General features: G+C 65.6%; 20 protein-coding genes and 1 pseudogene. 8 read left to right on the top strand and 13 right to left on the bottom strand.

From position 1 onward, the window contains the following. Positions 1-85: 85 nt before the first annotated feature. Positions 86-1402, bottom strand: coding sequence for a DEAD/DEAH box helicase (locus QE393_RS11450; RefSeq protein ID WP_310043567.1), 1317 nt, complete (start codon positions 1400-1402; stop codon positions 86-88). Positions 1403-1540: 138 nt separating this feature from the next. Between QE393_RS11450 and QE393_RS11445 the strand changes: the two genes are divergently transcribed. Next, on the top strand, positions 1541-3433 hold the full coding sequence (locus tag QE393_RS11445; RefSeq protein ID WP_310043566.1) for an alkaline phosphatase family protein: 1893 nt from the start codon (positions 1541-1543) through the stop codon (positions 3431-3433). 18 nt (positions 3434-3451) lie between these two features. Here the strand turns inward: QE393_RS11445 and QE393_RS11440 are convergent, their stop codons facing one another. From QE393_RS11440 to QE393_RS11410, 7 genes are all read right to left on the bottom strand, one after another. After that, positions 3452-4567, bottom strand: coding sequence for an FUSC family protein (locus QE393_RS11440; protein ID WP_310043564.1), 1116 nt, complete (start codon positions 4565-4567; stop codon positions 3452-3454). Positions 4568-4773: 206 nt separating this feature from the next. Beyond that, a complete protein-coding gene (locus QE393_RS11435; RefSeq protein WP_273805956.1) occupies positions 4774-6018 on the bottom strand; it encodes a TIGR03862 family flavoprotein in 1245 nt (414 codons plus the stop codon). 53 nt (positions 6019-6071) lie between these two features. After that, positions 6072-7313, bottom strand: coding sequence for a zinc-dependent alcohol dehydrogenase (locus tag QE393_RS11430; protein ID WP_158891227.1), 1242 nt, complete (start codon positions 7311-7313; stop codon positions 6072-6074). Positions 7314-7467: 154 nt separating this feature from the next. After that, entirely contained in the window at positions 7468-8244 is a 777-nt protein-coding gene (locus QE393_RS11425) for an NYN domain-containing protein (protein ID WP_310043560.1), read from the bottom strand. A gap of 12 nt (positions 8245-8256) precedes the next feature. After that, positions 8257-9183 carry a histone deacetylase gene (locus QE393_RS11420; protein ID WP_310043559.1) on the bottom strand — a complete coding sequence of 309 codons (927 nt, stop codon included), beginning with the start codon at positions 9181-9183 and terminating at the stop codon, positions 8257-8259. After that, the gene (locus QE393_RS11415) at positions 9180-9812 is read right to left on the bottom strand and encodes an exopolysaccharide biosynthesis protein (RefSeq protein ID WP_310043556.1); all 633 of its coding nucleotides are present in this window, start codon (positions 9810-9812) and stop codon (positions 9180-9182) included. The genes QE393_RS11420 and QE393_RS11415 overlap by 4 nt, the downstream gene beginning before the upstream one ends. Then, complete coding sequence (locus QE393_RS11410) at positions 9809-11425, bottom strand: histidine kinase famiy protein (RefSeq protein WP_310043554.1); 1617 nt, start codon at positions 11423-11425, stop codon at positions 9809-9811. Before QE393_RS11410 ends, QE393_RS11415 begins: the two co-directional genes overlap by 4 nt. A 171-nt stretch (positions 11426-11596) precedes the next feature. On the opposite strand from QE393_RS11410, the gene tesB reads away from it, so the two are divergent. The 3 genes from tesB (at position 11597) to QE393_RS11395 (ending at position 14412) form a co-directional block, all read left to right on the top strand. After that, a complete protein-coding gene (gene tesB / locus QE393_RS11405) occupies positions 11597-12472 on the top strand; it encodes an acyl-CoA thioesterase II (protein WP_310043551.1) in 876 nt (291 codons plus the stop codon). A 97-nt stretch (positions 12473-12569) separates the two neighbouring features. After that, positions 12570-14018 (top strand): ATPase domain-containing protein, encoded by a 1449-nt coding sequence (locus tag QE393_RS11400; RefSeq protein ID WP_310043549.1) that lies wholly within the window; start codon positions 12570-12572, stop codon positions 14016-14018. Between the two features lie 25 nt (positions 14019-14043). Continuing rightward, on the top strand, positions 14044-14412 hold the full coding sequence (locus tag QE393_RS11395) for a response regulator (protein ID WP_133861125.1): 369 nt from the start codon (positions 14044-14046) through the stop codon (positions 14410-14412). An 80-nt stretch (positions 14413-14492) separates the two neighbouring features. Here the strand turns inward: QE393_RS11395 and QE393_RS11390 are convergent, their stop codons facing one another. Next, entirely contained in the window at positions 14493-14744 is a 252-nt protein-coding gene (locus QE393_RS11390) for a CsbD family protein (RefSeq protein ID WP_017642209.1), read from the bottom strand. Between the two features lie 136 nt (positions 14745-14880). On the opposite strand from QE393_RS11390, the gene QE393_RS11385 reads away from it, so the two are divergent. The 3 genes from QE393_RS11385 to cadR all read left to right on the top strand — a co-directional run bounded on the left by QE393_RS11385 (position 14881) and on the right by cadR (position 17325). Beyond that, entirely contained in the window at positions 14881-16284 is a 1404-nt protein-coding gene (locus QE393_RS11385) for a hypothetical protein (protein ID WP_310043548.1), read from the top strand. A gap of 169 nt (positions 16285-16453) precedes the next feature. Next, the gene (locus QE393_RS11380) at positions 16454-16633 is read left to right on the top strand and encodes a hypothetical protein (RefSeq protein ID WP_133861123.1); all 180 of its coding nucleotides are present in this window, start codon (positions 16454-16456) and stop codon (positions 16631-16633) included. Between the two features lie 221 nt (positions 16634-16854). Continuing rightward, the gene (gene cadR, locus QE393_RS11375) at positions 16855-17325 is read left to right on the top strand and encodes a Cd(II)/Pb(II)-responsive transcriptional regulator (protein ID WP_310043547.1); all 471 of its coding nucleotides are present in this window, start codon (positions 16855-16857) and stop codon (positions 17323-17325) included. Positions 17326-17332: 7 nt separating this feature from the next. Here cadR and rimO read toward each other — a convergent pair whose 3' ends face one another. After that, positions 17333-18658: a 30S ribosomal protein S12 methylthiotransferase RimO gene (gene rimO / locus QE393_RS11370; RefSeq protein ID WP_273806323.1), complete on the bottom strand. Its 1326-nt coding sequence runs from the start codon at positions 18656-18658 to the stop codon at positions 17333-17335. A 306-nt stretch (positions 18659-18964) separates the two neighbouring features. Here rimO and QE393_RS11365 point away from each other — a divergent pair, with 306 nt between their 5' ends. Further along, positions 18965-20806 carry a potassium transporter Kup gene (locus QE393_RS11365; RefSeq protein ID WP_183630178.1) on the top strand — a complete coding sequence of 614 codons (1842 nt, stop codon included), beginning with the start codon at positions 18965-18967 and terminating at the stop codon, positions 20804-20806. Between the two features lie 44 nt (positions 20807-20850). Here the strand turns inward: QE393_RS11365 and QE393_RS11360 are convergent, their stop codons facing one another. The 3 genes and pseudogenes from QE393_RS11360 to mprF form a co-directional block, all read right to left on the bottom strand. Next, positions 20851-21156, bottom strand: coding sequence for a hypothetical protein (locus QE393_RS11360; protein WP_310043546.1), 306 nt, complete (start codon positions 21154-21156; stop codon positions 20851-20853). Positions 21157-21423: 267 nt separating this feature from the next. Continuing rightward, complete coding sequence (locus QE393_RS11355) at positions 21424-22698, bottom strand: AcvB/VirJ family lysyl-phosphatidylglycerol hydrolase (protein ID WP_310043545.1); 1275 nt, start codon at positions 22696-22698, stop codon at positions 21424-21426. 7 nt (positions 22699-22705) lie between these two features. Next, positions 22706-25364: pseudogene (mprF, locus tag QE393_RS11350) on the bottom strand (bifunctional lysylphosphatidylglycerol flippase/synthetase MprF). Positions 25365-25453: the final 89 nt, after the last annotated feature.

Raw genomic sequence — 25453 nt, 5'->3', positions numbered from 1 at the left:
GTCTCAGCCCAACCTACGGTCTATCGCAGCCCTGGCCGCGATCATCCGTCTACCGTCGCTTCACCGCTAGCACCACCCCCACGCCTCAGGGCTTTTTGCGCGGCTTGCCGAAGCCGGGCGACTTGCGCACCGACTTGACCTTCGGCTTGCCGTCTTCCACCCAGCGACCCAGGGGCTTGTCCGATACCGGCGCGCCCACCTTGGGCTTCTTCGGCTTCTTGGGTTTCTTCACGACCAGGCCATTGGGTCGGGTTTCCGGGACCCGGTGATCGGGGACGAAGTCCGGCTCGTCGCGGCGCTGCAGGACCTGGCCGATCAGCGTCTCGATCGCGGCCAACTGCTCCACTTCGTCCGCGCAGACCAGGGACACCGCCTGGCCCTGGTTGCCGGCGCGCCCGGTCCGGCCGATGCGGTGGACGTAGTCTTCGGCAACGATGGGCAGGTCCAGGTTGACCACCAGTGGCAGGTCCTGGATGTCCAGGCCACGGGCAGCCACATCGGTGGCCACCAGGATGTCCGCCTCGCCGGCCTTGAAGCGGGCGAGGGCGCGCAGCCGCGCGGGCTGGGGCTTGTCGCCATGGATGGATTCCGCGGCCAGACCTTCGGCCTGCAGCGCCTCCACCAGCTGCTCCACACCCTTGCGGGTCTTGGCGAACACCAGCACCTGGCCGTGGCGACCGCTGCGATAGAGGTGCAGGAAGAGTTCGGTCTTGCGCTTCTTGTCGACCGGCACCACCCATTGCTTGACCGTGACGGCAGCGGTGTTGCGCGGACTCACGTCGATCGTTTGGGGATCGCGCAGAACGGGCGCGGCCAGCTGGCGCACGGCGTCGGAGAAGGTCGCCGAGAACAGCAGGGTCTGGCGCTTGCGCGGCAGCATGACGAACAACTCGCCCAGCTGCCGCGAAAAGCCCAGGTCGAGCATGCGATCGGCTTCGTCCAGTACCAGCAGTTGCACCTGGTCGAAGCGCACGGCGTTCTGGCTGAACAGGTCGAGCAGGCGCCCGGGGGTCGCCACCAGCACGTCCACGCCTTTGCGCAGCTTCATCATCTGCGGATTGATGCTGACGCCCCCGTAGGCCACTGCGGTGCGCAGTGGCAGGTGCTGGGCGTAGTCGCGCAGACTGGCATGGACCTGTTCGGCCAGCTCGCGGGTGGGGGTCAGGATCAGCGCCCGGATATGGTTGGGCGCAACCGGCGGGCCTTCCTGCACCAGTCGCTGCAGGAGCGGCAGGCCGAAGGCGCCAGTCTTGCCGGTGCCGGTCTGGGCGGCGGCCAGCAGGTCGCGACCGGCCAGCACCGCCGGGATGGCCTGGCGCTGGATCGGGGTAGGGGAGCTGTGCTCCAGGGCGCTGAGCGCCTGCAGCAGCGGATCTATGAGGCCGAGGTCGGCAAAGGTCATGACGGGCCCGGAAGGCGACGAAAAGGGAGCGAATTCTAGGCCGACTGTGACGCGTGCTCAAACTTTGTAGCCAGGCGGCGGCTGCAGGCGGAATCCCGACACGGCATAGTGGTCAGTTCCGTGGCTACAGGAGACCCCATGAGCGCTACCCCTACCTTGCCCCCGGTCCTGGCCGGCCCGCTGCTGCGGCGCACCGAGGCCTCCCGGTTGCTGCTCTGGCTGGTAACCACCACGGCCGAGGCGCCTGTCCCACGGCTATGGCAGGGCGAGGTCGAGCTCGGGGCTCAGGCCGAGGTGCGGTGCCTGCGCCTGGGCGAGCACGCCTATCTGCAACTGATCGATGTTCGGCCGGACGCCGCGTTGCCGGTCGACGCCTTCATCCAGTACGACGTGCGGCTGGCCGCAGGCGGGATTCGCGATTGGGCGCCGCACCTGCTCTCCACGGAGAGCGAGCTGCCACGCTTCGTGCTGCGCGCGCGTTTCGATCATCTGCTTCACGGCTCCTGCCGCAAGCCTCATCACGCCTCGGCCGATGGCCTGATCGCAGTGGATCGCCTGCTGCAGGCCTGCACAACCCCCGAAGAGCGGCCCGCGGCCCTGCTGCTCACCGGCGATCAGGTCTATGCCGACGATGTCGCCGGGCCGATGCTGTTGGCGGTGCAGGCGCTGATCTGCGGCCTCGGCCTCCATGGCGAGTACCTCGAAGGCGCGGTGGTGGCGGACAGCGACGCCCTGATGGCCCATCCGGCCAACCTCTATCACCGCGAAGACCTGCTGCCGGCCTTCAAGTCCAACCGGGCGCTGCGCGAGAAATTCTTTGGCGGGGTGGAGAAGCCGATCTTCACTTCCACCAATGCGCACAATCACCTGGTGACCCTGAGCGAGGTGCTGGCGCTCTATCTGCTCTGCTGGTCGCCGACGCCCTGGACCCTGATCGAGGTCGTGCCGCCGGCGCTGGACGCCAAGGACAGTGAGCGTTACGCCGCCGAATCGCGCTGCATCGACGGCTTCGTCGCAACCCTGCCCCAGGCGGCACGAGCCCTGGCCGGGGTACCGACGCTGATGATCTTCGACGACCACGACGTCACCGACGACTGGAATCTGTCGGCCCGCTGGGAAGAGACCGCCTACGGTCACCCCTTTTCCCGGCGCATCCTCGGCAATGCGCTGCTGGCCTACCTGCTCTGCCAGGCCTGGGGCAACGCTCCGGAAGCGGTCGCCGAACCCCTCGCGGTCACCGCCCGCCTGCTGGACACGGCGGGCGGCGACGGCATGCTGGATTGCCCGGTGCAGAACAGCTGCATCGACGACCTGCTGCGCTTCCAGGGGTGGCACTATGTGCTCAAGACCGACCCGCCGCTGATCGTGCTTGACACCCGCACCCGCCGCTGGCGCAGCGAAAGACGCCTGGAGCATCCGTCGGGCCTGATGGACTGGGAAGCCCTCTGCGAATTGCAGCAGGACCTGCTGGACCATCCCTCGGCGGTGATCGTCTCGGCCGCGCCCATGTTCGGCGTCAAGCTGATCGAGGCGGTGCAGCGTATCTTCACCTGGTTCGGCCAGCCGCTGATGGTGGACGCCGAGAACTGGATGGCCCACCCCGGTGCGGCCAGGACCATGCTCAACATCTTTCGGCACCGGCGCACCCCGGGCAACTACGTGGTGCTCTCCGGCGACGTGCACTATTCCTTCGTCTACGACATCCGCATCCGTGACCGACGGGGCGAGCCGCGGCTCTGGCAGATCACCAGCAGCGGCATCAAGAACGAATTTCCGCCGCGCCTGCTGGCGACCCTGGACCGACTCAATCGCTGGCTCTATGCGCCCTGGTCGCCGCTCAACGGCTTTACCAAGCGCCGCCGCTGGGAACTGCAGCCACGCCTGCCGGATCGGCGCGAGGCCGGCGAGCGTCTGTGGAACGGCGCCGGTATCGGCCAGGTGCTGCTGGATGAGGAAGGGCGGCCGGCAGTGATCCGCCAGCACAATGCCGATGGCTCGCCGGCCACCGAGTTCGTCGAGCGCCCGGCCTGAGCTCAGCGCGGCCGCTTGCTAGGTTCTCGAGGCTGACAGGCGTCTGATCAGCCAGGTCGAGATCCAGTACACCGGCTCCAGCACCAGAAAACCCAGCAGGATACCGCCCAGCCGCGCCATGCCCGCCACCGGGTCGATATGGTCATAGTGGTCAGGCACCATCACCACCAGAAACGCCAGCGCGAACTGCATGCCGAGATAGCCGATACCCAGTGGGCCGTTCTCGAGGTGTCTGCCGATCAGCACGCCGAGCGTGACGCCCGCCAGCGTCAGCCAGAGACTGTCCTGGCTGACCAGCAGCAGAATGGCCGCCAGGCCGCCGCCGAGCAGGCAGCCGAGCATTCGATGCAACAGCCTTCTGGAGACCGCCTTGCCGGCGCTGCTCAGGCCGTCGAAGGGAACGACCATGACCGCCAGGATGGTGATGGCGGCCTGGCTCATGTCCACCTCGATCTTCCCCGTCGCGCCCAACGCCAGCAGGGCCAGGGCCAGCCCCCCCTGCAGCGCATGGCGCAATGCCAGCGGCTGCCAGACACCCAGGGTGCGCGACGGTTGGGCTACCGTGGCTGGTGCCTTGGGCCATAAGCGGGCACGGACGCCGTAGGTAGAAAGCGCGCTCACCACTACGCAGGCCGAGGTGCCGAGCGCCACTTCCAACAGGCGCGACAGGGCGTATTGCTCGAGCTGATCGGGCGCCTGGAGGCTCGCCAGGACCACCATGGCGTAGGTGAGGCCGCCCAGCAACCAGGCGTAGCCATAGCGGCCCACCAGTGTCAGATAGAGGGTGATGCTGCCCACGGTGCCCAGCAGTAGAGCCTGCTCGTAGGGGTTCAGCTGCAGGTGACGCAGGACCAGCAAGGCGCCGGCGGCACCGATACAGGTACCCAGCACCCGCAGGCAGCCGCGCGCGAAGCTGTCGCGGACATCTGACCTCATCACGATATAGCCGCTGAAAGCCGCCAAGCCGACATGCTGAACCCCGGCCACATGGCCGAGCAGGATCGCCAGCAAGACCGAGGTCAGGGTTTCCAGTTCGTCGACCAGACGGCGACGGTCGCGGCCGAACTGGCGGAGATCTCCCGCCAGATCGCGCAACAACTGCCTGAATTCCGACAACGCCTGGGAAGGTGGCATGGATCCATGATGATTGCCGTGGTCTCGGCCTAGACTACCGCGCCTGATCGTCCAGCATCAAAGCAGGCTGTAGCTGGGCAGGAGGCGCGATGACCAAACGCAAAGGGGGCCTGCGAAGCTACGGTCAGAGGAAGCGGACCGGGCCGCCAGCGGTCAGGCTCCAGCTCTGGTGTCCGAGCGGGAGCGGCGCATCGCGACGGGGCCGCTCAGGCCGACCTGCCGCCAGCGGCCAGCCAGCGCAGCACGCCCCGGCCCGCTGCGCGGCCGCTGGCGAAGCAGGCCGTGAGCAGATAGCCACCGGTGGGCGCTTCCCAGTCGAGCATCTCGCCGGCGCAGAACACGCCAGGCAATTGCCGGAACATCAGGCCCTCGTCCAGGGCTTCCAGGGGCACGCCGCCCGCGCTGCTGATGGCTTCCGCCAGGGGGCGTGGTCTGACCACGGTGAGGGGCAGGGCCTTGCAGGCCTGGGCCAGCCGAGCCATGTCCTGGAACGTTTCCGGCGGGGCCAGCTCGCGAAGCAGGGCGGCCCGGGCGCCGTCGATCCCGGCGTGACGCCGCAGGTGATTGGCGAGGGACTGGCTGCCGCGTGGCTTGGCGAGTGCCCGGCCGAGTTCGGCAAGGTCGCGCTGGGGTGCCAGATCCAGGGTCAAGGTTGCCTGGCCGTCGCGTTCGATGGCCGAGCGGATCTCTGCGGACAGCGCATAGACCAGGCTGCCCTCGATGCCGGTCTCGGTAAGGACGAATTCGCCCTGGCGCGGCGGTTGGCCGGGCAGGGCCAGGGCGGCGGGCTTTACTGGCGCGCCGGCATGACGAGTCCTGAGGAAGTCGCTCCAGCCGGCCACCTCGAAACCACAGTTGGCTGGTTCCAGCGGTCGCAGTGTGACGCCACGTTCGGCCAGCAAGGCCTGCCAGGCACCGTCCGAGCCCAGGCGCGGCCAACTGCCGCCGCCCAACGCCAGCACACAGGCCTGGGGCCGCAAGAGACGCTCGCCCTCCGGGGTCGCCAGGCGCAGTCGGTTCTCGGCGTCCCAGCCCAGCCAGCGGCTGCGGGTATGGATGCGCACGCCCTGGTCGCGCAGCCGATGCAGCCAGGCACGCAGCAGGGGCGCGGCCTTCATGTCGGCGGGAAATACCCGACCCGAGGTACCGACGAAGGTCTCGATGCCCAGCTCATGGATCCAGGCGCGCAGGGCATCGCTGTCGAAGGCATCGAGCCAGGTGCTGACGTCGCCTTCGCGCTCGCGATAGCGCCGGCGGAAGGTGGCCTGCTCTTCGGCATGGGTGATGTTCATGCCGCCCACGCCGGCGAGCAGGAACTTGCGGCCAACGGAGGGCATGGCGTCGAAGAGGTCTACGGAGATGCCGGCGGCGGCCAAGGTCTCGGCCGCCATCAACCCGGCGGGGCCACCCCCGATGACAACGACGGCAGGGGTGGCGGGGGAGAGAGACATGGCGGCATCCAGGAGCTACGGAAAGCCGCCATTGTACGCGAGGTGCTAGGCTCTTAGACCACGCCAGCCTGACCCAGGGGTGCCGCCAGGGGTTCTTCCAAGCGCTCCGGAATCAGCGGTTCACTGCGCCCGGGCGTGAGGATCACCTTGCGGCAGTCCTCCTGCTTCTTGTCGAAGATCTTGTAGCCCTCGACCGCCTGCTCCAGGGACATCCGGTGGGTAATGATCGCCTCAGGAGCGAGATCGCCGCGCTCGATGTGTTCGAGCAATTCCGGCAGATAACGCTGCACGTGGGTCTGGCCCATCTTGAAGGTCAGGCCCTTGTCGAAGGCGTCGCCGAACAGGAAGCCATGGATGAAGCCGGCATAGACGCCTGGGACACTCACGGTGCCACCACGCCGTACCGCAGCGATGCACTGACGCAGGGCCTTGCCGCTGCTGCCTTCCAGCTTGAGGTTGGCGAGGATGGTCTCGGTGGTGCTGCCCTTGGCCTCGAAGCCCACAGCATCGACCACGCCGTCGACGCCGCGCTTGCCAGGCGTCTGTTCGATGATGGTCGCCGCCGGATCGTCGTCTTCGTCGAAGTTGATCGGGATGACGCCATAGGTCTGCTGCGCATAGGCCAGGCGATAGGGGTGGTGGTCGACCATGAAGATGCGCTCGGCACCCAGCATCCGCGCACAGGCGGCGGACAGCAGGCCGACCGGTCCGGCGCCATAGATGGCGATGCTGGAGCCCTGACCGATGCCGGTGTTGAGTACCGCCTGCCAGGCGGTGGGCAGGATGTCGGACAGGAACAGTACCTTCTCGTCGGCCAGGGTGCCGGGTACCTTGAAGGGACCGGTATTGGCCTTGGGTACGCGCACGTATTCGGCCTGGCCACCGGGCACGCCGCCATAGAGATGGCTGAAGCCGAACAGCGCCGCGCCCGGCGGAATCTGCTTCTTGTTGAGGATGGCGCCACGACCGGTATTGGTGGTCTCACAGGCGGCATAGAGATCCTGGTTGCAGAAAAAGCAGCTGCCACAGGCGATGACGAAGGGGATCACCACCCGATCGCCTTTCTGCACGGCCGTGACCGCCGAACCGGTTTCCTCGACGATGCCCATGAATTCGTGGCCGAAGATATCACCGTGCTCCACGGTGGGAATCTTGCCGCGATAGAGGTGCAGGTCCGAGCCGCAGATGGCCGTGGCGGTCACCCGTAGGACGATGTCGTCGGCGTCTTGGATGGTCGGATCAGGCACGGTATCGACGCGGACATCGTGGGCACCGTGGTAGGTCAAGGCTCGCATGGCGGTCTCCGTAGGGCTGCATTCACCTAGGGTGGAGGCCGCCGTCCGCCGAGCGGTTCCGCGACGTCTGACCGGTGGTATGGCAACCCGATGGCGACCGATCGCGACTTTTCGCCGCCAGTGCCCAGGCCAGAGCCGGGCAGGCGCAGCGGCGTCAGCGGTTGCGGATATAGACGGCCTTGCCCGCGCTGCCATCGGCGGGGTCGCGCTCCTGCACCTCGAAACGATCGCCATGGGCCTTGACCAGGCCGCTGAATTTGCGATGCCCATAGAGGCGAGCGTCGAAATCCGGACGCACCTTGCCCAGGTTGGTGCCGACCAGGCCCAGATTGGCCCAGCCGCCTTCGTCGGAGGCGTCTTCCACCGCCTGTTCGATGAGCTTGAGGATGGTGCTCAGCTTGGGCTTGCCGCGGTTGGTGGTAGCCGGCTTGTCGGAGGTGCTGGTGGCTTCCCGCGGCTCTTCCCGCGGCTTGGACCTGAGGATCTCGGTGTAGATGAATCTGTCGCAGGCCGAGACGAAGGGGTCCGGGGTCTTTTCTTCGCCGAAGCCATAGACCGTCAGCCCTTCCTCGCGCAGCCGCGCCGCCAGGCGGGTGAAATCGCTGTCGCTGGAAACCAGGCAGAAACCGTCGAAGCGACGGGTGTAGAGCAGGTCCATGGCATCGATGATCAGGGCGCTGTCGGTGGCATTCTTGCCCTTGGTGTAGCCGAATTGCTGCACCGGCTGGATGGAATGGTCGAGCAGCACCTTCTTCCAGCTGTTGAGTTGCGGCTGGGTCCAGTCGCCATAGATGCGCTTGACGCTGGCCACGCCGAAGCGCGCGATCTCGGCCATGAGGCCGTCGACGATGGCAGCTGGCGCGTTGTCGGCATCGATCAGTACTGCCAGGCGCGCCTGGCTGGATTCAGAGGTCTTGACGGTCTTGCTCATGAAAACTCCTGTTCAGGTCAGGCCCAGTTCCTGCCAGACCTGGGTCGCGGTGTGATGGAGGATGCCGTGCCGGCGGGCCAGGGCCAGGCGATCGGCGGAATAGCCGCCGCCGATCACCCCTACGACCGGTATATCCGCCGCCAGGCAGCGTCGCAAGACGAAACCGTCCCGGGCGGCGAGACCGGCATCGGTCAGGTCCAGATAGCCCAGGGCGTCATCTCGGTGGACGTCGACGCCGGCGTCGTAGAGCACCACGTCGGGCTGATGAAGGGGCAGCAGGTAGCCCAGGGCCTCGTCGAGGACCTGGAGATAGCCGGCGTCGTCCAGGCCGCGGGGCAAGGGGATGTCCCAGTCGCTCTGTGCCTTGCGCGCCGGATAGTTGGTGGCGCAGTGCAGCGAGACGGTGACGGCGTCCGGCACCCCGGCGAGGATGCGTGCCGTGCCATCGCCCTGGTGGACGTCGCAGTCCAGGATCAGCACCCGCCCGGCGCGCCCGCTTTCCAGCAGCGACAGCGACAGGATCGCCAGATCGTTGAAGATGCAGAAGCCGGCCGGATAGTCGTGGTGCGCATGATGGGTACCCCCGGCGAGGTGACAGGCCAGGCCATGGCGCAGTGCCAGCTCCAGGGTGAGCAGGGAGCCGCCCACGGCGCGGATGGTGCGGCGCACCAGGGCTTCGCTCCACGGCAGGCCCAGCTGGCGCTGCAGCGGCGGCGCCAGCTCGCCGGCCTGGAAGGCGCGGATGTAGGCGGGCGCATGGGCCAGCGCCAGCACCTCGTCCGGGCAGAGTTCGGGGCGCTGCCAGTTGTCCGTGCCGAGGATGCCGCTGGCGCTCAGGTGCTCGTGCAGCAGGCGGAATTTCTCCATCGGAAAGCGATGGCCCGCGGGGAAGGGCGGACTGTAGTCCTCGTGGTAGACCAGCGGCAGTCGCGTGCTCAAAACACCAGGAGCTCCAGGATGAACCAGAGGATGCCGGTACAGAAACCCAGTGCCAGAAGGAACAGCAGGCCATCGCGGGCGATCAGCGACAGGGCGAAGGAGGTCAATGCCAGTCCCGCCGTGGTGTTGGCGAAGGGCACCAGATCCAGCACCGGCATGGTCGCGGCGATCAGGATGCACAGCAGGGCGGTGACGAAGTGCGCCGGACGCGAGGTGAGCACCCGCAGTCGCGACTTGACCACCTTGTCCACCCAGCGCGCCGGCCTCTGCAGCAGCCGCAGCGACTTGCGCAGCTTGCCGCGCGAAACCGAGCGCTGCAGCACCCAGCGCGGCAGCCAGAAGTGATCCCGGCCGAGCAGCAGCTGGCCGCTCACCAGCATCACGAAGACGGCAATGGCGGTGGCGATACCGGGAATGCCAGTCAGCGGCGAGATCGCCAGCACCCCCGGCAAGAGAATCATGGAGCCGAAGGAGCGGCTGCCGATGGCATCGATCAGGTGCTGCACCGAGACCTGGTTCGGGCTGTTGCCGACCCGCTCCAGGCAGGCCAGAAAGCTCTGGAGGTCCACCGGGCCATTCTGCCCGGTGTCGCAGCTGGCGGGCTCGTGCTCCAGGGCCTCGTCCTTCATGGCTGGCCGCTGTCCAGCATGCGACGGATCCAGCGGGTCAGGTCCTGGCGACCATAGGGCTTGTTGAGAATCGGAAAGCGTTCGCCGTTGCCTTCTTCGAGTTCCAGCGCGTTGTTGGCATAACCCGTGGTCAGCAGGATGCGCAACTCGGGCTGTCGCCGCTGGGCCTCCTTGGCCAGCATCACGCCATTCATGCCGCCCGGCATGATGAGATCGCTGAACAACAGATCGACAGCGGGTTCGCGGGCAAGGATATCCAGCGCCTGCTGGCCATTGTGGGCGACCAGCACCTGGTAGCCGGTCTCCTCCAGGATGGCCTGGGCCAGTGCCGCCACGTCCGGTCTGTCATCCACCACCAGGATGGTCTCGGAGCCACCGCCGTCCTCGTGCGGGGTCGGCAGGGGCGTCGGGTGCTCGCGCGCCTCCTCTTCGGAAACCGGGAAGTAGAGGCGCACCGAGGTACCTATGCCTACCTCGGAATAGAGCCTGACCAGACCGCCCGACTGCTTGAGAAAGCCATAGACCATGGACAGGCCCAGACCGCTGCCCTGGCCTTCGTCGCGGGTGGTGAAGAAGGGGTCCAAGGCGCGCCCGAGCACATCGGTGGACATGCCGCTGCCGGTGTCGGTCAGGGCGATGCAGACATAATGCCCCTGGGCCAGGCCACCGTGGGCCAGGTCCTGGCCATTGACCTCGACGTTGAGGGTTTCCAGGGTCAGGGTGCCGGCGCCTCGCTCCTGCATGGCCAGGCGGGCGTTGTCGACGATATTGAGCAGCGCCGTTTCCAGCTGGATCGGATCGAGACGGCAGTTCCACAGCGCCGGTGCCGGGCGGAAGACAAAGCGGAAGGGCCCTCCCAGCGCCTGGGCCAGGCGCCCCTGGCGGGCATTGATGAGCTTGTTCAGGTCCACCGCGCGCCCGGTCAGGCGTTGCTTGCGAGCAAAGGCCAGCAGCTGCTGGGTCAGGGTCGCCGCCCGATTCACCGCGTCGCGGGTGTTGTCGACATGGCGCTTGGCCTTGTCCTTGTCCAGTTCCGGACGGTCCAGGTTGATCCTCAGGATATCCAGGTAGCCGACCATCACCTGCAGCAGGTTGTTGAAGTCGTGGGCGATGCCACCGGTGAGTTGGCCCAGGGCTTCCATCTTCTGCGCCTGGCGCAGGGCGTCTTCGGCATCGCGCCGACGGGAGACATCCAGCTGCGAGGCGAAGTAGTAGCGCAGCTGGCCCTCGTGATCGAACACCGGCGAGATGAACAGCGCATTCCAGAAGGTCGAGCCGTCCTTGCGGTAGTTCAGCAGCTCGACGTCGCAATCGCGCTGTTCGCGTACGGCATTGCGGATTTCGGCGATGTGCTCCGGGCGGGTGTCGGGCCCTTGCAGGAAGCGGCAATTGCGCCCCATCACCTCGTCCAGGGCATAGCCGGTGGTCCGCAGGAAGGACTCGTTGGCGAAGATGATCGGATTATCCGGCTGGTGCGGATCCGTCACGATCATTGGCATCCGGGTCTTCTTCACGGCGGCAAAGAAGATGTCGTCGTGTCCGAGGCCCTTGCCCAGCTCCGCGATCTGCGCTGCGGAAGGGTGGGGAGACGAAGCATTGGCGGTTTCGGTCATGGAGAGGAAGCCTGCGAGCGGACAGCGATACCTTCATTGTGACCGCTTATGCGGCCACACGCTCCACCAGTTATCGTCATACGATGAGCAAAGTGTCTGAAAGCAAGGCGAACGCGCAGGATTTGACCGGTTTTGCGTATGATGATCACTCTCTGTCAAGGAACCCTCCCCATGAGCAAGGTGCTGGACAACCTGGTCGATCTGCTGACCCTCGAATCCCTGGCCCCCGATCTGTATCGCGGCGGCAGTCAGGATCTCGGCTTCCCGCAGCTCTTTGGTGGACAGGTGCTGGGGCAGGCCCTGTCGGCGGCCAGTCAGACCGTGCCGGTGGAGCGCCGCGTGCACTCCCTGCACGGCTACTTCCTGCGCGCCGGTTCCGCGGTCGAGCCGGTGACCTACCAGGTGGATCGCATCCGCGATGGCGGCAGCTTTTCCACCCGCCGGGTCACGGCCTTCCAGGGTGAGCAGCCGATCTTCTTCTGCAGCGCCTCCTTCCATGTCGAGGAGCCTGGCTTCGAGCACCAGACGACCATGCCGGAGGTGCCCGCACCCGAGACCCTGCAGTCGGAGATCGCCCATGCCCAGCGCTATGCCGAGCTGATCCCTGCGCCGCTGCGCGACAAGCTGCTGGGGCCACGGCCGATCGAGATGCGCCCGGTGGTCTTTACCGATCCCTTCAAGCCGGAGCCGACCGAGCCGGTCCGCCATGTCTGGTTCCGCGCCACGGGCGATTTGCCGGACCCGCCGGCGCTGCACCGCTACCTGCTGGCCTATGCCTCGGACTTCAACCTGCTGCCCAGTTCGCTGCTGCCTCATGGCACCAGTTTCTGGGATCGCTCGCTGCAGATCGCCAGCCTCGACCATGCGGTCTGGTTCCACCGCGATTTCCGTCTGGACGACTGGCTGCTCTACGCCATCGACAGTCCCTGGGCCGGCGGCGCGCGTGGCCTGTGCCGCGGCAGCATCTACAACCGCGCGGGCCAACTGGTGGCCTCGGTAGCCCAGGAAGGACTGATTCGCAAACGCGGCCAAGACCAGGCCCTCTAGCTGGCTATTTAGGTAGCACCCTTATAGGCTCTTGCCTGCGAAGCACCGGGCGCTTGTCCAGGCGTCCCAGACACATCATTAGTTTGAGGCATCGTTCTTGAATCGACTCGAGCGCGTCGTAACCGGTATCCAGGGGCTGGATGAGATCTTGAAGGGAGGCCTGGTCGCAGGCGCGTCCTATGTCATCCAGGGCCGTCCGGGCTCCGGCAAATCGATCATGGCCAATCAGATCGCCTTCAACCATGTGCGCGGCGGTGGCCGGGTGCTGTTTGCGACCATGCTGTCGGAAACCCACGAGCGGATGTTCCAGTTCTTTTCCACGCTGGATTTCTTCGACCGCGCCTGCATCGGGGATCAGGTCCAGTACCTGAGCGCCTTCGATACCATGGAAGGCGAGGGGCTGGATGAGGTCGTGCGTCTCCTGCGGCGGGAAATCAGCCGGCAGAAGGCCAGTCTGCTGGTGGTGGATGGTCTGCTCAATGCGCGCTCGCGTGCGGAAACGCCCATCGACACCAAGAAGTTCATCGCGGAGTTGCAGGGGCATGCGGCCTTTGCCGGTTGCACGGTGATCTTTCTCACCAGCGCGCGTCTCGAAGACGGCAGCCCGGAGCACACCATGGTCGATGGCGTGCTGGACCTGCACGAGGAAGAGATCGGCAGTCGCACCATCCGCCGTCTGGCGCTGCGCAAGACTCGCGGCAGCGGCGCGTTGCCGGGCTTCCACGAATTCACCATCTCCGATGCCGGCATCACCGTGTTTCCACGGTTGGAAACGCTCTATCGCAATCCCTCGGAGGGCGCGACCTACCGCATTGGGCACCAGCGCGTGACCAGCGGCGTGGCCTCGCTGGATGCGATGATCGAGAACGGGCTACCGGAAAGCTCGACCACGTTGCTCATGGGGCCCTCGGGTGCCGGCAAGACGTCCATCGCGCTGAATTTCCTGGCCGCCTGCACGCCCGAGGCCCCCGGTCTGATGTTCAGCTTCTATGAACCGCCGGAGCGGCTGCAGCTCAAGGCCGACGCCCTGGGGCTCGATCTGGCCGGCCGTATCGATCAGGGCGTACTGCACATGCACTGGCAGCCCACTACCGAGTTGCGCCTTGACGAAGTGGGTCTGAAGCTGCTCGCGCTGGTCGAGCAGCACGGCATCAAACGGCTGGTGATCGACAGTCTGGGCGCCATTGCCCGCTTCGCGCTGCCACAGGGGCGGCTCATCGAATACTTCAGTGCATTACTGAACGAGCTGCGTACCCAGGGCGTCACAGTTCTAGCTACCTGGGAATTACGGGACATGTTTGGCGCGGATATATCAGCGCCGGCCCCCGAACTTTCCAGCATGGTGGACAATCTGATTTTGCTGCGATTCGTCGAGGCCGAGGCGGAGATCAAGAGAGTTCTGTCCATCCTCAAGGTGCGGGATAGCCTGTATGACCCCTCGCTACGCGAGATGGTGATAGACAACTCGGGAATCGAACTGAAAAAGGCGTTCAAAGACATGGTGAAGGTGCTTTCCGGTTCAGCCATGCCCTCAATACAACCATGATCGCGTCGGCTGGGAGAGTCTCCACATGACGACGATACTGGTAGTCGATGACGAATTTCTGATAGCGGACATCCTGGCCTTCGCGCTTGAAGACGAAGGCTACATGGTGGTCAAGGCGAGCAACGGCCGCCGAGCGCTTGATGTCTTCGATCGAGAACTACCGTCGCTGGTCATCACCGACTTCATGATGCCGGTGATGAATGGCCGTGAGCTGGCGGAAGCGTTACGCGAACGCCAGGGCCTGCAACACCTGCCCATCATCCTCATGAGCGGGGCCCAGGCACATCTGGCCCAGGAGAGCTCGGAGCTGTTCGATGCCGTGTTCCAGAAGCCGTTCAACATCGGCGAGATCGTGGACGCGGTGCACAAGCACCTGGTAACGCTGGAACGTTAATGGGCTCCACAGCAAAAAGGCCTGTCTAGACAGGCCTTTTTGCTGTGGAGCTGGCGCGGTGGCCAGCCCGGCGTCTCCGATCAGGAGCGCGAAAGCAGTACGCCCAGCACGAAACCGACACCGCCAGCGATGGCCAGGGCAGTGAAGGGCTTGTCGGCGGTCACATTGCGCGCGCAGTCGATGGCCTGGCCATATTGCTCTTGCAGCTTGCCTTCCAGTTGACGGGCCTTGCCCTCGGCTTGCCAGTCGGCATTGCCGGTCGCTGCGCCGAAACTGTCCTGGACCTTGCCGGTAGCGTCCTTGGCATTGCCTATGATCTGATCGGTATTCATAAATGCACCTCGTGTGGGGAAACGGGGGAGGTCATGCCAAGCGGCATGCTTCCTTTATTGATCCGCGCCAGACGCATTTCGTTCAGGTCAATTTGCTGTTCGCGACATCTTTCGCGGTTCCCTGTCGAGAGGATTCATGATCTCCAGCCGTCTTTCCGCCCTTTGCCTGCTGTCGCTACTGGCTGGCTGCAGCACTCAGCAGCCGCCGGTCGAGCCTCCGACCAGTGCCGATGACCTCTTCGCTCGTCCGGTCATCGCCGAAAGCGTTCTGCGCGAGGATTCACGCCTGCAGCTGGCGCTCGCCCTGGCAGAGGACGGTTTCGCCATGGTGTCGCTGGATTGCGCGGCCGACCAGGCTGAACTGCTCTACCTCGATGGTGCTCAGCGGGTCTATCCCGGACGGGTGAATGCCTATGCCGCGCCCCTGCCGCTGAGCGCCGCCAAGGTTGCGACGCTCAAGCAGCGTCCCGATGTGGCGGCGCTCTGCGCCCAGCCAGCCAACACCGACTGGCGCGCCCTCGCCAGTGGCCCCGGCGGTGACACCCTGGTGATCGACCGCAACAGCCTGGTGGATGCCAACGGAGTACGCCGCTTCTGGGGCGGTCAGCAACTGGCCGTCGCGGTGCAGACGCCGCGCTACGGCGCCCCGGTGCGTCAGTGGCGCGAGTCCCTGGCCGCCGATTGCACGGCGCGTCGTTACCTGCTGCTGGCGCGCTACGGCCTGGACGACCGCGGGCGGGTAACCGACAGCCAGTTGGGCGCCCAGGGCCAGGAGGCCTTCACGGCGGCGCCGATCGAGCGGCGTACGCTGTTGGAAGCCGCCTGTGATCGTCGGGATGCCTTGCTGGCCACGCCACGCCTGGATGGGGTCAAGGCTGCCGCCGCCGCACCGGCCGCACCGCCGCCGCCCGGCGAATTGCCCACGCCGCAGGCACAGCCCCTGCAGGTGCTAAAGGCGCAGGCGCTACCCGCGCCGCGCCTGGCCGTCCAGCGCTTCGTGGAGGAGGGCGAAAGTCGCTACGAAGGCCAGACCCATGCCTATCGCGAAGAGGTGCAGGTTAGCCCCGGCCCTCAGCCCGGACTGCTGCGCTTCAGTGCCCAGGGCAAGACCGCCCGGGTCGATTCGCTCAACTGGCGCGGGCTGATCGATCTGGTACGCCGTACCCGTATCGACAACGGCAATCTGCCGGTGGAAGAAGTGGCCAGCCTGGACCAGCTGAGCTTCAGCGGCGACTGGCGCGCCCTCGCCGTGGGCAGCCAGATCGGCTATCAGGCGCGGCAATCCCTGACCGGCAATCTCAAAGGCACCGAGCAGCGCGAAATCAGGCTGTCCTGCAAGGTGGTGGGCGAAGGCGAGGCACGCAAGGTGCTGGCCAGCCTCAGCGGGCGGGCCAAGACCCTGGAGTGCCAGCATGGGGAGGCGGGAAGCGGACCGCGCAGTCGCTGGACCTACCTGGAAGACTACGGCTTCTTCCAGCTGACCAGCGTCGGCGCCGGCCGCGCCACGGGACTGGAAAAGCACCTGAGGGAGCTGCGATAGCTGGGCTAGAGCCCTTGGGCCAAATTGCCAACGCTCGGAACAGGTGGGAAGTTCCCCAGTGATATTTGCCTTATAGGTAAATATCACTCTCGAAAAGCGCTCTTTTTGGCGAATTAGTACTGGGAGTACGCTGTGTCTATCGAAACAGCACAACCAAGAGGTATTCGCTATGAAAGTCCTGGGTGTCCAAGCCATCGTCGCCGTCCTGTTCCTGGGCCTGCTGTCGGGTACGGCGTCCGCAGCCAGCCGCGACGTATCGAACAAATCGATCCGTGCCAATGCGCAAACGCAATTCCAGTCGGAGCATCCGAATCGGGTCTCCGCGCTTTACCAGAACAACGCCAACTAGGCTGGCTGTTGTCTCGACGCCCCGGCGACCCACTCATCGCCGGGGCGTCGTGCTGTCTGGCCAGCCGCCACAGGTCTCAGCCACTTCCCCGAGCGCAGCGTTTCACCTGCCGCCCCTCCGAGAAAAGCCGCAGTCCAGCACCGTCCCGACCGCCGTGGCCTCTTGCTCCGAAGCGGCCGGCGGCGCAGGCTGGGCGTCCGTCAGCAGAACGAGACAGAGTGATGAAGATCGGCGAATTGGCCAGGCGTACCGATTGCGCGGTCGAGACCATCCGCTACTACGAGCGCGAGGGGCTGCTGAGCCCGGCAGCGCGTAGCAGTAGTAATTACCGCAGCTATGACGACACTCAGGTCGAGCGTCTGGTATTCGTCCGCCATTGCCGTTCGCTGGACATGACACTGGAGGAGATTCGCGCCTTGCTGGCCCTGCGCGACACCAGCGAACCCGGCTGTGCCCAGGTGGATGCCCTGATCGGCGCCCATCTGCATCATGTCGAGGTGCGCATTCGCGAATTGAATCAGCTGCGCGAGCAGCTGGTGACCCTGAGGCGTCACTGCCAGGGAGAGGGCGAGGGTGACCGTTGCGGCATCCTGCGCGAACTTGGTCAGCCGGCGGCGCCGTCAGCGACCACCTCCAGTTGCAGTGCGGCCGGGCACGCCCATGTGCCCGGCACCCACCGTTTGCACGACTAGCTAGGGATCAGAGCGTCTCTGCCCAGAGGTCGTACTCGTCGGCGTCGGTGACCCGGACCCAGACCTTGTCGCCCGGCTTGAGGGGATTGGCGCTGTCGACATAGACGTTGCCGTCGATTTCCGGGGCATCGGCGTAGGAGCGGCCGATGGCGCCTTGCTCGTCCACCTCATCGATCAAGACCTCGATCTCGCGACCGATCTTGAGCTGCAGGCGCGCCGCGGAAATGGCCTGCTGGTGCGCCATGAAGCGCTCCCAGCGCTCCTGCTTGACCTCGTCCGCCACCGGATCCAGGCCCAGTTCGTTGGCGGGTGCGCCCTCGACCGGCGAATACTGGAAGCAGCCGACGCGATCCAGCTGGGCTTCGGTGAGCCAGTCCAGCAGGTACTGGAAATCTTCCTCGGTCTCGCCCGGGAAGCCGACGATGAAGGTGGAGCGGATGGTCAGTTCCGGGCAGATCTCGCGCCAGCGCTTGATGCGCGCCAGGGTCTTGTCCTCGAACGCCGGGCGCTTCATGGACTTGAGCACCTTGGGGCTGGCGTGCTGGAAGGGGATGTCCAGGTAGGGCAGCAGCTTGCCGGCGGCCATCAGCGGAATGACGTCGTCGACATTGGGGTAGGGGTACACATAGTGCAGGCGCACCCAGACGCCCATGCTCGACAGCGCTTCGCACAGTTCCAGCATGCGCGTCTTGACCGGCTGGCCGTTCCAGAAGTCCAGCCGGTACTTGAGGTCGACGCCGTAGGCGCTGGTGTCCTGGGAGATCACCAGCAGCTCCTTGACGCCCGCCTTGACCAGGCGCTCGGCCTCGGACAGCACGTCACCCACCGGGCGGCTGACCAGCTTGCCACGCATGGAGGGGATGATGCAGAAGCTGCAGCTGTGGTTGCAGCCCTCGGAAATCTTCAGGTAGGCGTAGTGGCGCGGCGTCAGCTTGATACCCTGGGGCGGCACCAGGTCGATCAGCGGATTGTGCTCCAGCTGCGGCGGTACCACCTCGTGCACGGCGTTGACCACCTGCTCGTACTGCTGCGGACCGGTCACCGCCAGCACGCTGGGATGCACGCCGCGGATGTTGCCCTCGTCCACGCCCATGCACCCGGTGACGATCACCTTGCCGTTCTCGGCGATGGCCTCGCCGATGGCGTCCAGGGACTCGGCCTTGGCGCTGTCGATGAAGCCGCAGGTGTTGACCACCACCACGTCGGCGTCTTCATAGGTCGGCACGATCTCGTAGCCTTCCATGCGCAGCTGGGTGAGGATGCGTTCGGAGTCGACGGTGGCCTTGGGACAGCCGAGGCTGACGAAACCGACCTTGGGGGCGGACGTTTGGATGGACATGGGCTAACCTCGGCGGGCGCTCAGGAGGCGCCTTGATCAAAAAACGCGCGATTCTAGCCATCTCTGCCGCTGCTTGGAAGGGGCAGGCGGGTCCTGGCGACCGCGCAGAGCTTTTTGCCGACCAAGGAGTCTATGGTGCTGGAAGCGCTGCGCCGAGAGGTTGCGCGCGCCACGCTACCGGCCTTTTCAACTTGATCCTGACGCCGCTTCGGCGCAGGATGCGCCGATTTTAGACTCTAGGAGCCCTGCATGAGCCGTCCGGAACACGAGCACGGTGGTAAAGCCCCTTCGGCCTTGGGAATGATCGTGCTCGCCACCGGCGTGGTATACGGCGACATCGGCACCAGTCCTCTCTATACCCTCAAGGAAGTCTTTTCGCCGCACTACGGCCTGCCGCTGAATCACGACAGCGTGCTCGGCATCCTGTCGCTGATCTTCTGGTCGCTCATCTGGGTCGTCACCCTCAAGTACATCACCTTCGTCATGCGCGCCGACAACCAGGGCGAGGGCGGCATCATGGCCCTCACGGCCCTCGCTCGCCGCGCTGCCCAGGGCTCGCCACGCCTGGCCACCACCCTGGTCCTGCTGGGGCTGTTCGGCGCCGCGCTCTTCTACGGCGACAGCATGATCACCCCGGCGGTCTCGGTGCTGTCGGCGGTGGAGGGCCTGGAGCTGGCCTTCGATGGCCTGGACGCCTGGGTCGTACCCATCTCCCTGGTGATCCTGGTCGGCATCTTCGCCATCCAGAAGCGCGGCACCGCCACCATCGGCAAGTTCTTCGGGCCGGTGATGGTGCTCTGGTTCACCACCCTGGGCGCCCTGGGCGTCTATGGCATCGTCCAGCAACCCGAGGTGCTCAAGGCCTTCAATCCCTACTGGGCGGTGCAATTCTTCGTCGACAACCCGGTGAAGGGCTTCATCGTGCTGGGTGCCGCCGTGCTGGCGCTGACCGGCGCCGAGGCACTCTATGCGGACATGGGCCACTTCGGGCGCAAGCCCATCGCCCGGGCCTGGTTGCTGCTGGTACTGCCAGGACTGGTGCTGAACTACTTCGGCCAGGGCGCGCTGCTGCTCGCCGATCCCGCGGCGGTGCGCAATCCCTTCTATCTGCTGGCGCCTGAATGGCTGCTGCTGCCGATGATCGGCCTGGCGACCCTGGCTACCGTCATCGCCTCCCAGGCGGTGATCACCGGTGCCTTCTCCATGACCCGCCAGGCCATCCAGCTGGGCTACATCCCGCGCATGCAGGTCCAGCACACCTCCAGCCAGGAGCAGGGGCAGATCTACATCCCGCTGATGAACTGGGCGCTGATGTTGGGGGTGATCTTCCTGATCCTGACCTTCCAGTCCTCGGCCAACTTGGCCGAAGCCTACGGCGTGGCGGTGACGGGGACCATGCTGATCACCAGCTGCCTGGTGTCGGCAGTGATCCTGCTGCTGTGGAAATGGCCGCGCTGGATCATGGTGCCGCTGCTGATCGGCTTCCTGCTGGTCGACGTGCTGTACTTCTCCGCCAATGCGCCGAAGATCCTCTCCGGCGGGTCCTTCCCGGTTATCGCCGGTGTCATCATCTTCATCCTGCTGACCACCTGGAAGCGGGGGCGGCAACTGGTGGTGGAACGCCTGGACGACGGTGCTCTGCCGCTGCCGATCTTTATCAGCAGCATTCGCGCCCAGCCGCCGTTCCGCGCCAAGGGCACCGCGGTGTTCCTCACCGCCCGTACCGACGTGGTCCCCCACGCCATGCTGCACAACCTGCTGCACAACCAGGTGCTGCACGAGCAGGTGGTGCTGCTCACGGTGCGCTACGAGGACCGTCCGCGGGTATCGCGCGGTGAGCGCATCGAGGTCGAGGACTTCGGTGACGGCTTCTATCGGGTGGTGTTGCACTATGGCTTCATGGACGAACCGGACATCCCCCTGGCGCTCAGCCACTGCCCCTATCCAGGGCTGGATTTCACCCCGATGCGTACCACCTACTTCCTCAGCCGGGAGACGGTGATCGCTTCCAAGCGGCTGGGCATGGCGCCCTGGCGCGAGAATCTCTTCGTCTTCCTGATGAAGAACGCCAACGGCAACCTGAGATTCTTCAAGCTGCCGGTGAACCGGGTGATCGAACTGGGTACCCAGGTCGAGATCTAGTCCGGCGCAAGAAGAAAAGGCCCCAGCAGGGGCCTTTTCTTTGCCTAGTTGAACACTGGCGGCGGCAGGGCGTCGGGATCGGTGATGAAGGGCATCTGCCAGCTGTCGAGGGTCTGGCCGCGGCCTTCCAGCTCGCTGCGTACCGTGCCTATGTAGCCGGCCAGGCGCAGGGGATCACTGTAGTCGCTCTCACTGAGCTGTTCTTCGGCGTAGAGCGTCTTGCCCTGGGCATCGACCACGCCCAGGGCCAGGTCATGGCCATCCGTACCGGACGACACCACGCAGCCAAGGGGTTGGAAGGCATCCACCAGGATCTTGCTGGCGGCATCGGCGGAAAGCGGTGTGCTCATGTCGGGGGTCTCCGTGGCTGTTGCAGCCATAGACCGCGGGAGACCGGTCCCTTGTTCCAGCCGTTCGTCCGGGCCCCGAGCCAGTCCAACGTCTACTGCGCGTCGGCCAGGCGGCGTTGAAGATGGCCTGAAGGGCCAGCCCCGTCGGGATGCTCATTTACCCATCGTAAACTCCGCTTCCTCAGCCATCTTCGCGGGGCCACCCAGGCCTTGCTTGTCTCTGGCTCGTTAGACTTTGAACAGGCTCAGGCCCGGTCTGTCTGGCGGCTATTGCGGCGTACGGGCCTCGATGGCCTTGACCATGAAGTCGGCCAGCTTGTCGTAGTTCTCGTCGAAATGGTGACCGCCCGGACGACCCAGCTTCTCACCCGGCTGGCCCGCTTGGGTACAGCCACTGTCGTCCTTCTCTTCCTCGCCATAGACGCAGAACAGCTTGGCGGCGGGAATCCTGCTGGTTTCCGGCAGGGTATCGGCTTCGTCACCCGGCTTGCCCAGCCAGCCTTCCACGGCGATCTCGAAGTTGCTCTTGCGGCTGAAGGCCAGCAGCAGCAGGGAGCTCACCTGGTCCTGATCCGTCTTGGGCAGGCGGTTGTAGACCGCTGGCAGGATGTCGGCACCGAAGGAGTAGCCAGCCAGCACGAAGTGCTTGGCGTTCCACTTCTCGCGGTATTCCTGCATCAGGTTGGCAAGGTCGGCGGCGACCTGCTCGGGACTCTTGTGCTGCCAGAAGTAGCGCAGGGAGTCCACGCCAACGACCGGATAACCGGCCTCGTTCATGGCCTGGGCCGAGAGCCGGTCGATGTCACGCCAGCCGCCGTCACCGGAGTAGAAGATGGTCACAATGTCGGAATGGCCAGGCTTGACGTCCGGATCGGCCGGCATCTCGATGGTCGGGATGTCGTTGTGCTGGCCCAGCAGGCGATTCTTCAGCTGGGTGCGCAGTACCACCGGCAGGGCAGTGCCATAGTCGGCGATGGTCAGGTCGGCATTGCTCTGCTGACGCACGAAGATGGCCGAATCGTCGGTCGGATGATCGTTCCAGGCGATGTGCCATTGGCCAGCGGCCGCCTTGGCCGGCAGGGCGTCCGGGCAATCCAGGGTTTCCAGATTGAAGCCCACGCTCAGGGCCGCCGCCTTCGGGCTGTCCTGGGTCGTCAACCAGCGCCAGGCCCGGGCGGCGCCCGGGCCGATGCCACCGACGAAGGTCGGCGCCCCACTCAGCTGCTTGGCCGCCTGGGTGAAGTCGTCGTTCTGCGCCTGGCAGCTGTTGGCGACCTTGACTTCGTACTGGACGATCTCGGCGCCGGTGTTGGTCGCCAAGCCCAGCAGGTCGGCATCCGCCAGTTGCAGGTCCGACGGCGTGGCCAGGACCACGCGGGCATGCGGCTCGCCCTTGGGCGCGGCCATGGTCAGCAGACGGCCATCCGGCTGTTCCAGGACCTTGACCTGGGGCGCCGACGGCCAGCGATGGAGCCACCACCAGCCCAGACCTCCCGCGATCAGCAGGATGACGAGCAGTACTGCGAGTGCACGTTTCAGCATAGGAGTCTCAACGTTTGACCAGGCCGGTATAACCCCCGGCGATTAGGGCGGCGGTATCGGCGAAGGCGACCAGGGGATCCAGGCCGGCGGGCACCGCCATGTAGCGTGGTTCCCATTCCGGATCGAACTTGTCCTTGAAGCGACGCAGCCCTTGGAAGTTATAGAACTGTTCGCCACGTCTGAACACCATGGCGCCCAGGCGCTGGGTGATGGGGGCGCCACGGCGGGGGTGCAAACCGGCCAGCGGGACCATCCCCAGGGAGAAGCGGGCGAAGCCGGCAGCCTTGAAGTGCAGAATCAGCCCCAGCATGAGGAATTCCATGGTCTGCTTGGGCGCATCCGCGGTGACCCGCATCAGGTCGATGCTGGCCAGATCGGGGCGTTCGGTTTCCAGCAGGTTGGCGAAGGCCACCGCCTTGTCCTGGAAACGCACCACGGCGATGCGAAAGTGCTTGAGATAGGTCGGATCGAAACGACCCAGGGAAAAACCCTTCTCGCGCACCTGCTTGCTCTCCAGCCAGACGTCGGAGATGGCCTTGAGCTCGTCCAGCGGCGCTTCGCCCGGGGCGTGGAATTCGATCGCCAGGCCGTCGCGCTGGCCGCGATTCCAGGTGTATCTAAGGTCCTTCTTGCCCTTGCTGTCGAGATCGAAGGCATGCAGGTCCACCCGGGCCTCTTCGCCGAGCTTGAGCGCCGTCAGGCCGATGTCCATGTAGAAGGGCAGGTTCTCGGCCCGCACCTGATAGAACACCGGCCGGGCGTGGTGCAGGTCGCAGAGGTCGCGGAATTTCCAGATCAGCTCGGCACGGGGCTGGGAGCGGCCGATGGGATCGAAGAGGGCGATCAAACTGCGGCCCCGTCGTCCGTACATCAGGAAGGCATCGTCGCTGTCGTGGAAGAGCAGCGCCTTGTCACCGGTCATCACCAGGCCGCCATCCGGCTGACTGGATTTGCGCACGATGGCGAAGGCCCGCTCGAGCTCGACGCCGGTGGGGGCTTCGATCGGCGGCGGCGCGGCGCGCAGCAGCCAGCCCAGGGCGATGATCAGCAGCAGGACCGAACTGCCCAGGGCGGCACGCAGGCCGCGTGGGGCATCGGCATCCAGCGCGAATTGCCACCAGAGGCGGGTGTCGTAGGGCACGTCCTGATAGGCGAACAGCAGCAGCCACACCGAGGCGGCGACCACGCAGATGCTGGCGGTCACGTACAGCGGCGAGAAGGGCTGTTCCATCAGCCGGCTGCGGCGATAGAAGGATTTGCGGAAGATGGCGAGCAGCGCGGCTGTGATCGCCAGAATGGAGGCTTCCTCCCAGTCGAAACCTTTCAACAGGGACAGCAGGCAGCCCAGCAACAGCAAGACCAAGGTCACCGCCCAAGCCGCGGAGAGGCGCCGGCGCAGTCCCTGCGCCAGCAATAGACAGACGACGCCGATCAGGCTCGCGCCTAGGTGGGAGGCATCGATCAACCGCTGGGGCAGCAGAAAATCCATGCCCTCCAGGCGGGTGTCTATTTCAGGGGTGACCCCAGAAAAAAAGCAGTACCACCCCAGAAAAAAAAACCAGGATGGCGAGGATGGGTGCCGCCAGGCCTGAGGCGACCCGTACGGCCGGACTGTTCGACAGCAGGCGGCGGCCCTCGCTGAACAGCAGCACCAGGCAGGCGATCACGAAGGGCAGCAGCACATAGAACAGGCGGTAGACCACCAGCGCCGCGGCCAACTGGGCGGCGCCCAGCTCGTTGGCGAAGGCTGCCAGCAGGACTGCCTCGAACACGCCGACACCGCCCGGGACGTGACTGAGCACCCCGGCGGCCAGCGCCAGCAGGTAGACCAGCAGGAAGGCACCGAAGGGCGGCGCTGTGGGCAGCAGCAGATAGAGCACCATCGAGGCGGCGGTCACGTCGAGGATGGTGATCACCAGCTGCAGCACGGACAGCCGCAGGGTCGGCAGGCGCAGGGCGCGCTTGCCGATGCGGAAGTGCAGGGCGTGGGCGCAGGGCTGCTCGGGCACCCGCCAGCGGCGCAGGGCCAGGATGCCGACGGCATAGCCGATCAGGATCAGGGCGGACACGGTGATGATCACCGCTTCCGGAACGCGCAGGGCCTGGGTCGACGCCGGCAGGTTGGTCAGGGCGGCGATGGCGGCCAGGGGGGGCAGCGCGGTGCCCAGCGCCAGGCTGGAAAACACCGTCATCTGCGCCACTTCCAGGGCGCTGAGGCCCTGGCGGGCATAGAGGCGATAGCGCACCGACCCACCGGACAGCATGGACAGGCCAACCGCATTGCCGATGGCAAAGGCGGTGAGGCCGCCCATGGTCCAGGCGCGTGCCGGCAGCTTGACGTCGGCGAAGCGCATGGCCGACCACTCGTAGCCGAGCAGGATGGTGAAGCCGGCGGCTGCGGCGATCAGCGCGCCGATCAGGGAGGAGTGTGGAATGTCGTGAAGGGCATCATGGAGAGCTTCGCCATCGATGCTGCTCAGCAGATGCCAGCAGACCACCAGGGCGGCGGCGAACAACACCAGCGTCAGACCCAGTTCGATGGGTTGCCGGTAGGCCGTCAGGCGCTCCAGGAGGCGCCAGGGCAGCGCCTGAGGGGGCGAAACAGGGTGGTCCGCAGGGGATGCCGGCTTCGAGGAGACCTCTTTGGCTGGATCAGGTGCAGTCATGCAAACTCCTCTAGACAGGAACGCGCGTCAGATTACTGGTCGCGCGCGGTTTGCCAAGCCTTGTACAGATAAAAAAGCTCTATACCAAC

The sequence above is a fragment of the Pseudomonas sp. SORGH_AS_0211 genome (genome assembly GCF_031453455.1).
GTDB classification, from domain to species: Bacteria; Pseudomonadota; Gammaproteobacteria; order Pseudomonadales; family Pseudomonadaceae; genus Chryseomonas; species Chryseomonas aestiva.
The sequence above is the reverse complement of the archived record's forward strand: the minus strand, read 5'-3'. Positions and strand labels throughout refer to the sequence as shown.